Raw genomic sequence first — 15157 nt, forward strand, 5'->3', positions numbered from 1 at the left:
TCAAAATGAAAAAATCTTTATTAATCATTATTGCCTTAGTGGCTACTTTTACTTCTTGTGAGAAGAAGGGTGACACGAAACCTATTTATGTAGCTGATAAATGGGAAAATCCAGAATGGGAAAATCCAGAAATTTATCAGATAAATAGAGAAGAGCCAACAGCTTCTTTTTATAAGTATGCAGATGATGCGGCTGCTTTAAAAAATGAAAGCTGGAAAAATTCATCTTTATATAAATCTTTAAGCGGAACTTGGAAGTTTTACTATGCAGATAGTGTACAAGCAAGACCAACAGATTTTTATAAAGCAGGTTTTGATATTTCTCAATGGGATGATATTGAAGTACCATCTAACTGGGAATTAAAAGGACATGGAATCCCTATTTATACAAATAGAACATATATGTTTCCTCCAAACCCTCCTTACATTCCTCATAACCTTAACAATAACGGAAGTTATAAAAAGGAATTTGAAATTTCTGAAGACTGGGATGGAAAAGATATTTATTTACATTTTGAGGGAGTAAGTGGGGCAATGTATATTTGGTTAAACGGACAAAAAGTAGGTTATAATGAAGGTAGTAAAACAGCTGCTGAATACAAAATAACAGACCTTGTTAAAAAAGGGAAAAACGACTTAGCAGTTCAAGTTTTACGTTGGTCTGATGCAAGTTATATGGAAGATCAAGATTTCTGGAGACTGAGTGGTATTGAGCGTGATGTATATGTATACGCTGCTAATAAAGTAACTTTAAGAGATTTTAGAGTAACGTCTGATTTAGAAAACGATTTTAAAGATGGTGTTTTTAAAGTAGATTTAAAAGTTGATAATAACACTGCAGAAACAGTTCAAAAAGAAGTAAAAGTACAATTATTAGATGGTGATAAAGAAATTTATGCAGCAACTAAAAACGTACAATTAACCAAAGGAAGAAATATTGTTGATTTTGCAAAAAATATTCCGAATGTAAAAACATGGAATGCAGAACACCCTAATTTATACACTCTTTTAGTAAGTGTTAATGGAGAATCTACTTCTATAAAAGTAGGATTTAGAAATATTGCTATTAAAAACATGCAGTTTTTAGTAAACGGAATGCCTGTATTATTAAAAGGAGCAAACTTACACGATCATAGTGATACAGAAGGACACGTTATTTCAGAAGAATTAACGTTGTTAGATATGAAGGTGATGAAAGAAAACAACTTAAATGCTATTCGTTGTAGTCATTATCCTAAAAACCCACACTTTTATAGATTGGCAGACAAACACGGTTTTTATGTAATTGATGAAGCAAATATAGAAACGCATGGTATGGGTACTACCAACCAAGGTTTAAATAACAATAAGAAGGATCAAGCGGTACACCCAGCATATTTACCTCAATGGAAAGGAGCACACATGGATAGAACGATCAGAATGTTTGAGCGTGATAAAAACTACCCTTCAATTATAACTTGGTCTTTAGGAAATGAAGCAGGAAATGGTGAAAACTTTGTTGCAACTTATAATTACTTAAAAGAGCAAGACGATACTAGACCAACACAGTATGAAGGGGCTACTCAGTACTCTAATACTGATATTCAGGCACCAATGTATTGGACAATTGATAGAATGGTAAAATATGCAGAAAACAACCCAACGCGTCCATTAATTCAGTGTGAATATGCACATGCAATGGGAAATAGTGTAGGTAATTTACAAGACTATTGGGACGTAATTGAGAAGTACGATATTATGCAAGGTGGTTTTATCTGGGATTGGGTAGACCAAGGTATTTTAACAAAAAATGAAGAAGGCGAAGAGTTTTGGGCTTACGGTGGAGATTTAGGAGCAGGTCATTTACATAATGATAAAAACTTCTGTTTAAACGGAATTGTAAATCCAGATAGAACTGCGCATCCAGCTTTATATGAGGTTAAAAAAGTATACCAATACATTAAGTTTAAAGAAGTAAATATTAAAAAAGGAGAAATCGAAATCAAAAATGTTTATGACTTCACAAACTTAAATACATTAGATTTTTCTTGGACTTTACTTAAAAACGGAAAAGAAGTAGCTAACGGTGCTTTACCTGTTTTAGATGTTGCACCTTATACTTCTAAAAAAGTAAAAATTAGCATCCCTAAATTAGACGATGCAACTGCAGAATACCATGTAAATGTGTATGCTAAAACAAAAACAGCTACAGGTTTATTACCAGCAGGTTATGAAGCAGCGTATGAGCAATTTGCATTAACAAGCCCTAAAGCTAAAGTTATTTTAGCTAAAAATGACGGTTCTTTAAAAGCAGCTGCAGATGCAACTGCTATTAAAGTTACAGGAAATGGATTCAACATGTCTTTTAGTAAAGAAAATGGTGAGTTAACTACTTTAGACTATGGTAACGGAAATGTATTGTTAAAAGGAATTAAAGCTAATTTCTGGAGACCAACTACAGATAATGATTATGGTTTTAAAATGGCTAAGAAAATGGGTGTTTGGAAAGAAGCTTCTAACAACCAAGAATTAACTTCTATAGAAAGTAAAAATACTGCTAATAATTCTGTTTTAGTAACAGCAACCTATGCTTTAAATGCAGTAAAAGGAAAATTAGTTATTGATTATACAATTGATGCTAATGGTAAAGTTTTAGTAAATACTAATATTTCAGAAATCAATAAAGAATTACCAGTATTACCAAGATTCGGAAACAATTTTGTTGTTAAAAATGAGTTTAATAATGTTGAGTGGTTTGGTAGAGGTCCTTTCGAAAATTACCAAGATCGTAAAACAGCTGCTTTAGTTGGTTTATACAATTCTTCTGTTAAAGATTTATATTTCGCTTACATTCGTCCACAAGAAAATGGTTACAAAACAGATACACGTTGGGTAACATTTACAAATGGATCTGGAACAGGAATAAAAGTAACAGCTACAGATTTAATTTCTTTTAGTGCACACCATCAATATAATGAAGATTTTGATGCTGGAGATGAAAAAACACAACGTCACACTACAGATATTAAACAACGTGATTTGGTAAACGTTAATATAGACTATGGTCAAATGGGTGTTGGTGGAGATACAAGTTGGGGTAGAATGCCTCACGAAGAGTATCAAATTAATGCTGCTAATTTAAGTTATAGCTACACAATAGAAGCTATAAAGTAATAAAGGTGATTTAAAAAATAGTGCTTGCTTATTAATGAGTAAGCACTATTTTAGTGAAATAAGTATGCTTAACTACATTTATAATTTAAAAGATATGCGTATAAAAAATTTAGTATTCCTTTTTGTTTTTAGCTTTATATTCTCTGGTTTTTCTAGTGATAAAAAGCCTAAAGATAAAATTGTACAACGTCTCAATTTTGATGCCAATTGGAAATTTATTCAACAAGACATTACAGGAGCAGAAAAAGTTTCTTTTAATGATGCTTCTTGGAGAACCTTAAATTTACCACATGATTGGAGTATAGAAGGTGAGTATAATGAAAACAACCCAATGGGAGCTGGTGCAGGATACTTGCCTGCAGGTTTTGGTTGGTATAGAAAAACCATTACTGTTCCAAAAGATTGGAAAGGAAAACATATAGAAATTGCTTTCGATGGTGTTTTTATGAATAGTACGGTTTGGGCAAACGGACAAGAATTAGGAACAAGACCTTACGGTTGGGTTTCTTTTGCGTACGATGTTAGTGAATTAGCCAATACTGCAGAAACAATAACCTTTGCAGTTCGTGTAGATAATGATAAACAACCTGCTGCACGTTGGTATACAGGTAGTGGTATCTATGCACATACTTGGATCGATGTAAAAAACAATACATACGTTAAAAGAGATGGAATTTTTCTTAGAACGGAAGGTGATAAAGTTTTTGTAGAAACAGAATTATTCACAAAAGAAGACTGTGAAAAAGTAAAATTAATTACTTCTATTGTTGATGCAAACGGTGTTGAAGTTACTTCTAATAAGGATAAAGTTAAATTAGAAAAAGAGGCACTTGTAAAAACGGATTTAAGTATAAAAAACCCAAATTTATGGTCTGTAGAATCACCTTATTTATACACTTTAAAAACTGAATTACTAGTTGGTAAAAAAGTAGTAGATATTGTAGAAACTAAATTTGGTGTTAGAGATATTGAGTGGGTTGCAGAATCTGGAATGTGGATTAACGGTAAAAACGTAAAATTACAAGGAGTTTGTAATCATCAAGATGCGGGAGCTATGGGAGCTGCAGTACCTTATAAAATTCTTAAGTTTAGAATTCAGCAATTAAAAGACATGGGTGTGAATGCTATTAGAACTTCACACAATCCACAAACACCAGAATTTTATGACATCTGTGATGAAGTAGGAATGATGGTAATGGATGAAATTTTTGATGGTTGGCACAAGAAAGCTAAAAACGATTATGGTGCGCATCATTTTGATGAGTGGTGGAAAAAAGATTTAACAGATTGGATTAAACGTGATAGAAACCATCCTTCTATAGTTATTTATAGTGTTGGTAATGAAACACGTGGAGATATTGCTAAAGATTTGGTAGCAACTTGTAATCATTTAGACCCAACAAGACCTGTAACTTCTGGTCATTCTGGTTCAGATCACATGAATGTTTTAGGGATAAACGGAGGTAGTGAAAAGAAAGGGTTTATGGAGAACTTAGCAAAAAATCCGAAGGATAGAGTTTTTATAGGTACAGAAAACACACATACCTGGCAAGTTAGAGGTTATTATAGAACTAAGACTTGGTATAGAGATGGTTTTCCTAATAGAAACCATACCTATGAAATTCCTGATTTAACAGAAAAAGAAGTTTTTACACATGATTGGATTGACGAATCTGGTAGAAAAAACAGAAAACAAATTTTTAATTCTAGTTATGACAATGCAACTGTACGTGTATCTTCTAGATTAAATATCGAGCAATTAAGAGATGTTCCTGCGTATGCTGGTTCTTTTAGATGGACAGGTCATGATTATATTGGAGAGGCTGGTTATGTACATGGAGGTTGGCCATTTAGAGCTTTTATGGGAGGAGCTATAGATTTAGCAAACTTTGAAAAAGACTTGTTTTATTTATACCAAAGTCAATGGACCACAAAACCAATGGTACATATTTTACCACACTGGACGCATCCTAAAGTAGCACTTGATACTGAGATTCCGGTTTGGGTATATTCTAATACAGAAGAAGTAGAGTTGTTTTTTAATGATGTTTCTTTAGGAAAACAAATACCAGGAAAAGATTGGGATAAAATGCAATGCCAATGGATGGTAAAATGGCAACCAGGAACGTTAAAAGCAGTTGGTTATAAAGATGGTAAAGTAGTTTCAGAAAAAGTGATTAGAACTGCCAATCAACCTTCTAAAATTAAACTTTCTGTTGATGGAGAATCTCTACAGAATAAAATAGATGATATCGTTCAGGTACGTGTAACAACCACAGATGATAAAGGAGAGTTTTATCCGTATGGAGAAAATAGGACCTATTTTAATGTTTTTGGATCAGGTAAAATTAAAGCCTTAGACAACGGAAGTCCTGTAGATGTAGAACAACATGTTGGGCCTAATCACAGAATTGCATTTTACGGATTAACACGTGCATATATTTCTGCAACAACTACTTCTGGAGATATTAATGTATTAGCAAGTAGTATTTTAGGAGAGAAAAAAATGATTACCTCTAATAAAGTAAGTATCGATACAGAGATTATCAATTTAAGAGGGAATAAAATCAATCCTATAATAGAAGTTTATTATACTACAAACGGAGAAACACCAACAACTAGTTCTAACGTTTACAAAGGAGCTTTTGAGATTGGTTTAGAAACAACTGTAAAAGCTTTAATTGTTGTTGATGGAAAAGAAATTCAGATTTTAGAAGAAAAATTCGGAAAAAATGAAGGTTTTACCTGGAATGAAACTTTAGAGAGCAAAGGGCAAATTGGTGAACAAGCTGAAGAAGCAACATTAGAAAATGCTATAATTTCATCTAAAGGGAAAAACTTTAACGGTAAAGGTTTTGTGAGTTTAAAAAGTAAAAACGCCTCTATTTCTTGGTACCAAGAAAATGATGGTAGTGCAGGTAATGCAGAACTAACTATTCGTTATAGTACAAATGTTGCCAATAAAGATGGGGCTTATGTAAAAGTAAATGTTAGTGGTAAAGTAGTTCGTAAAGAACTGTTATTAGCTAACACTAAGCAACTCGGTAATAATTGGAAAACTGTAATCATTCCTATTAAAATAGATCGTGGAGCGAACACAATATTGATAGAGTCTTTAGGAGATCAAGAAGTTTTAATTGATGAAATTGTAATTAAATAAAACGAAGATGTTTTATTAAGAATCTTAAATTCTTGTTTTATAGTCATTCTATAAAAATTAATAAGTGTAAAAATCGTTTAAAACAATCTTGTTTTAGACGATTTTTTATTTCAAATGGTATTTATAGAGGTGTTTTTTTAAAAAAAAATAAAAAGGATGCGTATTTTATGAGTGCAACATTTGTTACCTTCTAATAGCTGTTGATGGCATTTAAAAGGGTGCATTTAATTAATGTGCTTGTATTTAGTTATGTAGCTCTTTTTTAGTGCTATGAAGCAAGTTTTTAAGATGGCTTATAGTATGTAAGTATTCAGCCAAATATTATTTATAATGGCCTGTTACATCTTATTTCTCCATAATGATTTACAAGGTATGTTTTGGTATCAAAGAGAATAGATTATAAAATCTTTTAAATGTTCTTGTAGTATAGGTAAACGCTTGAAGGTTGGGGTTTTAAGTTTTTTAATAGGTAAACATACACACTAACAATGAATAATTAATATGCTTAAAAAAAGCAGCTAGTTATCCTGCAAATTTATTATTGAATACAGGGGGCTTTACCTTCATGGAAAACTCATTAATAAGACCTGAAATTTTAAAAGAAGTAGGTAAATAGATTAAAAATAAAGGTTGAATAATCTTTTAAAAGCATAACCTTTTTTATATGTTAAATTAACTCAAAAGTTATTTATATTATATCTTAGAGTTTTGCAACAAAAGAAAACAAAACTCTTAAAAACCCCTATTTACAACTAAAACATCATCAAATAGCAACATTTTGAATCCCTATATGAGAAATTTCAATCTTAATAATATGTTAATTTTGTATGGGATTACATAATTGATTGATAACATAACTCCCTAGAATAAAAAAAATAGGAGAATTATCAAACAAAAAATAATCAAAAACAATTAATTAACTCATTAAAGTATTATGATTGTGAAATTTCAATATTCTACTAATTCAGAAAATTTAAATTTATGAAAAAACTCAACTTATTATTATTATTAATATCCATTTCTTGGGGTTCGTTTTCTCAAGATATAATTAAAGGAATTGTAAAGGATTCAGGAGGAATTCCTTTACCAGGAGTTAGTGTGGTCGAAAAAGGAACACAAAACGGAACAAGTACAGATTTTGATGGAGTATACCAAGTTAAGGTTTCTCCAAATGCTACTTTAGTTTTTTCTTACATTGGTTTTAAAGAGCAAGAAATAAAGGTAACTGGAAAATCTAGTTTAAACATTACAATGATAGAAGACACAGAAAGTCTTGCTGAAATTGTAATTATAGGTTACGGACAGCAAAAAAAAGAAAGTGTCCTTGGAGCTATAAGTCAAATAAAAGGAGCAGATATAGTAGAGTCTGGTTCTCCAAATATGGTAAATGCTTTAAATGGTATTTCACCAGGTCTTAACATTGTTCAAAGTTCAGGGCAACCAGGAAAAGAAGATGGTGAAATTTATATTCGTGGTAATGCAGACCCATTAATACTTGTAGATGGTGTAGAAGTTGTTGGAGGGTTCTCAAACATTGACACAAGAGATGTAGAAAGTATTAGTGTATTAAAGGATGGTTCTGCAACTGCCGTTTATGGAATTAGAGGTTCAAATGGAGTTATCATAATTACAACTAAACGTGGTAAAATAGGAAGACCTAAAATTAGTGTTACCAGTGAGTTTACTCTAAAATTAGTGCCAGAAGGACCAGATGTATTAGATGCTTTTACAGCTCAAAGTGCATTAAATACAGGAATTCTAAATGATCAAGCATATGCGAGTGGTTATAGTACAGAAGCGGATTTAGCACATTGGAAACAAGGTGATTTCCCATACATGTATCCAGATGTAAATTGGGATGATACACTTATCAAAAGTCATGCAACAAGTTTTAATCAAACGATTTCTATACGTGGTGGAACAGAATTTGTAAAATACTATGCTTCTGCAGGTTATTTACAAGAAGGAGATATTACAAAGACCGACCAACTTTTTAATTATGATCCTGAATATAAGTTTAGCAGGTATTCATTTAGAGGGAATTTAGATTTTTCTTTAACTAAAACAACAACACTAAAAACAAGTATTAGTAGTCGTTTAGAAGATACTAATGAACCTGGAAATGGAAGTAATTTATCTGATGCTTTTTTAGCTTTATACACATTAGCTCCTGGAAGTGTTATACCTTATTATCCGGCATCTGTTATGGAACAATATCCGGATCCTTTATATCCTGGACTTGCAGAAGTAAGAATTGGGGAAGGACCTAATGCTTATGGTTCTCTTAATAGAAGTGGTAGTGCAAACACTATAAAAACTGTTTTTTCAGTAGATCTTGAATTACAGCAAAAATTAGATTTCATCACAAAAGGACTAGCTTTTAACGCGAAGTATAATTTTATAAGCAGCTACGGTAGTAAAAGCCAGATCACTTATGATGGGTCTATTTCTTCTCAACAAGAGGCTTATACATTACTCCGTGATGGAACTTGGTCATCACAAGAAGGTATAGATTATGAACGTCCGTTATATTATATACAAGGGAGTGAAAGTGTTAATGGAAATCAAGAAATTAGTTATATAAAAACTCATTTAAGCTATGATCGTTCATTTGGGAAACATAATGTAACAGGTTTAGCACTTTTTAGTAGAAATGAAAAAACAACTAATGTAGATTTTCCTTTTTTTAATGAAGATTATGTAGGGCGTTTTACCTATAATTATGACACACGTTATTTTATAGAAGCAAGTGGTTCATATAATGGAGATGAAACATTTGCAAGGGGATATAGGTTTAAGTTTTTTCCATCTTTTGCTGGTGGTATAAATTTGGCAAAAGAAAAATTTGTTATGAATACTTTTCCAACTCTAAACAACTTTAAGATAAGATATTCATATGGACAAACAGGTTCTAAAGCAGGTTTAGGTAATAATAGATGGGTATATGATACTTTTTATGATTATGCATCTTCAACTGCAGAAAAAAGACCAGGTTCTAGGTATTTCTTTGGGGAATTGGTAGATAACTCACTTTCAGTACTTAAAATCACTCAATTAGGTAGCCCTGAATTAACTTGGGCTACTGATACCAAACAAAATATTGGGGTAGACTTTGGTCTTTTTAATAACAAAATATCAGGATTTATTGAGTTTTTTAAACAAAATAGAGATGGATTAATCCAAAGACTTGATAAAGATATTTCTGCATTGCATGGTCTTGATACAAGTAAACCTTATGCAAATGTAGGAGCTTCTGAAAGCCATGGATATGAAGTGTCTTTAACTTATAAAAACAAAACCGAAAGCGGACTAAACTACTCATTAACTGGTTTTTATGGATTTAATGAAAATCGTGTTTTATCAAGTCCAGCGGATGGTAGTGGAACCCCAGAATACGCAACTGTAGCAGGTAAACCAAGTGGAACAACTGGATTATTACAAGCAGATGGGTATTTCCAAAATATTGATGAAGTAGTCAATTACCCAAGCTCTGCAGGTGACCCCTCGTTAGGAGATTATAGATATATAGATTACAATGCAGACGGATCTATAGTGGCAACAGATATAGGAGATCAAATAAGATTTGATATACCTAAATCAGCTAAACATAGTTATAGTTTTAAATTAGCAGCTTCGTATAAAAAATGGTCTGCGAATGCTATGATTAACGGAGTTTCAGGGCATCTAGGTATTATTGACTCTGATATTGCCTACGCTTTACCAGAGGGGGCTGCTTCAGGACGTGTTGAACAATTAGATTATTGGACACCTACTAATACCAATGCTCAGTATCCTGCGCTACATTCAGAAACAGACCCTAATACAGCAAATAGTACAGCAAGAATTATATCTTTAGATTATATTAAATTGAGAAGTATGAATATTGGGTATAATTTTGACATGAGTAATAGTAAAAGAATAAGTGATTTAAAGATATATATCAACGGAAATAATCTTTTTACCATTTCTGACATTGATTATGGAGATCCAGAAGGAAATGATCCTGGTGCTTATCCAATATTAAGAAGATTTACTCTAGGGCTAAACTTAAATTTTTAAAAAATAAAAATTATGAGAAAAATAAAATATACATTCGCTTTAATCATGACAGTTTTTATTATTAGCTGTGAAGATTATTTAGATCAATCAGAGGAAGCTGAAGGATTGACCGAAAATGCCATTTTTAATGATATTGTTTTAACAAGAGACTTTTTTGATGGTGCTTTTACGTATTACCTTTCAGAAGTAAGTGTCGTAAATCAAAGCCCAGATATTCTTCCTGGTATGACAATGTCTGGAGAAGGATACCCAGGTAGAACAGCATCACCTGTACCTGAAACATATCAATTTTATGCTCAAGGAGATTATTTAAGCTTGATGAATAGAACTAGTGGATCAGATACTACCCCAAACTTTGTTTCTAGATACTTTTTTTGTTTTAAAGGAATTAGAATTGTGAATACTTTTCTTGAGAACGCAGATAACATTCCTAATTCTACTGAAGAGGAAATTAATTATTTAAAAGGACAAGCGTATTTTTTAAGAGCTTCTTTTTATCACTTGTTAACGAAGCGTCATGGAGGACTTATTTATTTAAAAGAAACCTTAAGTGTAAGTCAACCCCTAACGTCTAAAAGAGAAAGTTATGAGAGTAACTTGTCAGATATGTTAGATGATATAGAATTAGCTATAGATTTATTACCTGTTTCATGGTCAACAGAGAGTGTAGGTAGACCAACAAGAGGTGTTGCTATGGCTTTAAAATCTAGACTTACATTATTTGCCGCGAGTCCATTAGCAAATGAAACTAACGATGATCAAAAATGGATAGACGCTGCAACAGCAGCTTCAGATTTAATTAACTTTGCAAATGCAAATGGTTTATATACACTTGCAAATGCAAGTGCAGCAAGTACCTTAGATGTTGATAGAGATGGAGCAGACCTTTTAGTAGCAGAACCAACTGCTTTGCAACCTTATAGAAATATTTTTGTAGGCTCTGGGATACAAAAAATAATTCCTAGCGAAGTAATATTTATGGAAGCAAATCAAAAATTCTTTACTTATGGAGGTATTCTTAATCCTACACCAAGACTTAGTTTAACAGTAGGTTTTGATATTATAAAATTCAACAATAACCCAATGAATATTGGAGCACTTGCTAATTTTATTGAGAAATTTGAAACTAAAAATGGTTTGGCAATTGAAGATGATCCATCTTATAATCCACAAGACCCATTTATTAATAGAGATCCAAGGTTTTATAATAATATATTGTTTGATGGTGTACCATGGACAACAACAACTGCAGGTCCTAAAAATGATACACCTTTTGTAGATTTAGCAGTAATAAATGAAGAGGGAAATTATGGTAAAGATTTAGACGATCCTTCTAGAACGACTTCTCCACTAATTGTTTACAATTTAACAGGATTGCGTATTAGAAAATGGATACCTAATGGAGCGTATTGGAGAACAGGTAATGCAGGAAATTTCAGTTATCATGTTAATAACATTATATACAGAATGCCAGAAGTGTATTTAAACTATGCAGAGGCAGTTAACGAAGTATATGGGCCAAATGGAGTTGCTCCTGGAGGAACATTAACAGCTGTAGGTGCAATTAACCTTCTTAGAAATAGAGTTGGTATGCCAAATGTAGCTGCAAAATATACAGGTTCTAAAGAAGATTTCAGAGAAAGAATTAGAAATGAGCGTGCTATTGAGTTGTGTTTTGAAGGTTTTAGATATGATGATTTAAGAAGATGGAAAACTGCACATTTAGAAGAAAATAAAAAAGTGGAGTTTTTAAAGATGCGTTGGCAAGGTGGTAAGTCTGCAACATATCCTTCTGGTTTTAGTTATGAAAATGAAGAACAGACTCAATTAAGGAAAACGTTTAATGATAACAACTATTGGTGGCCAATTCCACCTTCAGAAATTGAAGCAGTGCCTTCTTTTGAACAAACGGAAGGATGGTAATTAGTGTTAAAACACTAAATAAGGTATCATGAACTTAAAATTATAAAAATTAACAAATGAAATTAAATATAACAGAATTGAAATTTTTTGCTTTCTGCTTACTTAATGCTCTAACTATCAATATTGGTATTGCTCAGAATACACCAATAGATAATTTAGCAATTCAAGACTCAATTCCAGCAAATAAAAATGAATTTTTAAAAACACCTTTTGGGGTTTTTAATTTAAGTCAAACAACAGGAGCCGTTTTTAGAATTTCAGGTGATGAACTTCGTCAAACCGCAGGAGATAATCTTTCTGAGGCATTAAGAGGTAGAGTTCCTGGGCTAAGAATTATTAGAGGAACAAATACACCTGGTACAAATGGAAGTTATTCTTACGTATTAAACGGAGGAACTCCATATGTACTAATAGATGGTCAACCAAGAGGGCTTCAAACAGATTTAAGAGAAGTAGATGAAGTTATAGTACTTAGTGATGGTACTTTTAACTCTTTACTAGGAAATTTAGGAGATAATGGACTTATATACGTAGTTACAAAAGGAGGAAAAGTAAGTAAACCTACAGTAGAAGTTAATTATCAAAGTGGTTTTAATATGGCAACTCGTTTACCAGAATTATTATCAGCTCCAGAATATGCAGAGATAATAAATCAAGCATCTAATAATGATGGTTTGGGAGATATTTATAGTGCTGAAGATATCGCAAAATATAAAGATGGATCTGACCCTATAAACTTTCCAAATGTAAATTCTAGAGAAGAGTTCTTAAAGTCAAGTTCACCTTCTAACTTTGCTTCGTTAAATGTATATGGTGGAAAAGAAGATTTAAAATACAGTGCTTTTTTAGGGTATTCAGATTGGGAAGGTTTAGAAAAAGTAGGAAATCCAATAAACGGTAGAAATATTACCTTTAGGACTAAAATAGATACACGTATTAACAATTTACTTAGAACACATGCTAGTGTTTATGGAAAATTTGGAAAGAACAATAGACCTATTCTTGATGCAGATGCTATGTTTTTATGGATTTCTGCTACACCTGCAAATTCATTTCCTTTAAAAGTAGCAGATTCTGCATATGTGGTAAGTAACGAATTTCAGACCAATTTACTTTCAGAGTTAGAAAATGGAGGTTTAAGAACAGATTATACAGCCAATATGATTTTTGATATAGGATTAGATTTTGATTTTGAAGATTATATTCCTGGTTTAAAGTATGATACTTATCTAATGATGAGAACGTACAATGCCCATACTTTATCAACAAATAACAACCCTGGTTTATACACTTTAGAAACAACACAAGACGATGTTACTGGAGAAGATATTACTAATCTAATTTTGTATAGACAAGATTATCAAAACACAGGTATTGCAAGGTCAAACACTGCAATACAAAGAAATTTTGCTTATAATGGTAATCTTAGTTATATAAAGGAAATGAAGGAAAGTGTTTTGAATTTAAACTTAAATCATCTTTTATATTATGAGCCTAGCACAAATTCAGGAAACCCAGATAGACGTAATTTAACGGTTAACTTAAACGGTTCGTATGCATTAAAAAATAAATATATTGCATTTGCAAACTTAAATTCAAGTAGTAGTTCTAAATTTATAGGAGATAATAGAACTAAATACTATCCAACAGCTGGAATCGCTTGGGTAGCATCCAATGAAAAATTCTTAAAGGACAATAAAAATATTGATTATCTTAAATTTAGAGCTTCTTATGGACAAGTAGGTACAGAATATACATCTACTTCACTATTTTATTTAAGCACATGGGGTGGAGGTAAAACAAACAGTACAATGTATACAGGTATAGCAACTCAAACTCAAAATCAATATGGATATAGACAAAGTAGTACAGCTAATGAAGAAATAGATTGGATAGTGTACAACCAAATGTTTCTTGGTGTAGAAATGAGTTTGTTTAAGAAATTGAGACTTGATTTTAATTATTTTAACATTGATAATAAAAATTTAATAACTAATGCAAGTGCTCTTTTTGCAACTGCATTAGGTGATAACATTTATTTACCACAATTAAATTTTTCTGAAAGAAGAAATAAAGGTTTCAATACTAATGTTACATTTAACGATACTCGTGGAGATTTTAGATACCACCTAAGTGTTAATGCTGGTTATAATAAAATTACAGGAGAAAAAATTGCTGAAGTACCTTATCCAGATCAGTATAGATTACAACAAGGTGAATCAATAGATAATTTTAATGCTTATGTAAGTGATGGCCTTTTTACTGCAGAAAATATTGATGATGCTTTACCTCAGTTCGGAGATGTACAAATTGGTGATATTAAATATGTAGATCAAAATGGTGATAATGTTATTGATTCTAGAGATCAAACAACCGTAGGAAATACTACACCAAGATTTAATTACGGTGTTAATGTAGGAGTTGAATATAAAGGAATCAACTTAGATATTGTAGGAATGGGTGTTGGAGGTTATGATATAAATCTTAACTCAATATCTTACTATCAACATTATGGTTTAAGAAACTATTACGGTAGCTCTAAAAACGATCTTCCTAATGGAAATGTATTCCCTAGATTAAGTACTATACAAAGTGACAATAATCAACAAAATTCAGATTATTGGCTAGTAGATGGAAGTTATTTTAGAATTTCTAATGCTGAGTTAGGATTTACGCTACCAGAATCATTGATGTCAAAAACAGCAATTACAAGTGTAAAATTATTTTTAAGAGGAAGTAATTTAGCATTGTTTAGTAAAATGAAAGATTTAGATCCAGAAGATACTAGATCAGGATTTTTTGAATATCCAATGATGAGAACATTTGTTTTTGGAGCTACGGTAAATTTTTAATAAATAAATGT

5 protein-coding genes are annotated in these 15157 nt (G+C 31.7%); all 5 read left to right on the top strand.

Annotated elements, in window-relative coordinates; all coding sequences use genetic code 11:
- The first annotated feature begins 5 nt into the window (after window positions 1-5).
- The 5 genes from H0I28_RS14390 to H0I28_RS14410 all read left to right on the top strand — a co-directional run bounded on the left by H0I28_RS14390 (window position 6) and on the right by H0I28_RS14410 (window position 15146).
- Entirely contained in the window at window positions 6-3152 is a 3147-nt protein-coding gene (locus H0I28_RS14390; RefSeq protein WP_218759519.1) for a glycoside hydrolase family 2 TIM barrel-domain containing protein, read from the top strand.
- A gap of 94 nt (window positions 3153-3246) precedes the next feature.
- Complete coding sequence (locus tag H0I28_RS14395; protein WP_218759520.1) at window positions 3247-6312, top strand: glycoside hydrolase family 2 TIM barrel-domain containing protein; 3066 nt, start codon at window positions 3247-3249, stop codon at window positions 6310-6312.
- A 981-nt stretch (window positions 6313-7293) separates the two neighbouring features.
- Window positions 7294-10371 carry a TonB-dependent receptor gene (locus H0I28_RS14400; RefSeq protein ID WP_218759521.1) on the top strand — a complete coding sequence of 1026 codons (3078 nt, stop codon included), beginning with the start codon at window positions 7294-7296 and terminating at the stop codon, window positions 10369-10371.
- Between the two features lie 12 nt (window positions 10372-10383).
- Window positions 10384-12294 (top strand): RagB/SusD family nutrient uptake outer membrane protein, encoded by a 1911-nt coding sequence (locus H0I28_RS14405; RefSeq protein WP_218759522.1) that lies wholly within the window; start codon window positions 10384-10386, stop codon window positions 12292-12294.
- A gap of 56 nt (window positions 12295-12350) precedes the next feature.
- A complete protein-coding gene (locus H0I28_RS14410; protein WP_218732136.1) occupies window positions 12351-15146 on the top strand; it encodes a SusC/RagA family TonB-linked outer membrane protein in 2796 nt (931 codons plus the stop codon).
- Window positions 15147-15157: the final 11 nt, after the last annotated feature.

The organism is Polaribacter sp. AHE13PA, assembly GCF_019278505.1.
Lineage (GTDB): Bacteria > Bacteroidota > Bacteroidia > Flavobacteriales > Flavobacteriaceae > Polaribacter.

What these genes read in the sequence shown, in the direction of transcription:
- H0I28_RS14390 (WP_218759519.1), top strand. Translation starts at nt 6, where the DNA reads ATGAAAAAATCTTTATTAATCATTATTGCCTTAGTGGCTACTTTTACT.
- H0I28_RS14395 (WP_218759520.1), top strand. Translation starts at nt 3,247, where the DNA reads ATGCGTATAAAAAATTTAGTATTCCTTTTTGTTTTTAGCTTTATATTC.
- H0I28_RS14400 (WP_218759521.1), top strand. Translation starts at nt 7,294, where the DNA reads ATGAAAAAACTCAACTTATTATTATTATTAATATCCATTTCTTGGGGT.
- H0I28_RS14405 (WP_218759522.1), top strand. Translation starts at nt 10,384, where the DNA reads ATGAGAAAAATAAAATATACATTCGCTTTAATCATGACAGTTTTTATT.
- H0I28_RS14410 (WP_218732136.1), top strand. Translation starts at nt 12,351, where the DNA reads ATGAAATTAAATATAACAGAATTGAAATTTTTTGCTTTCTGCTTACTT.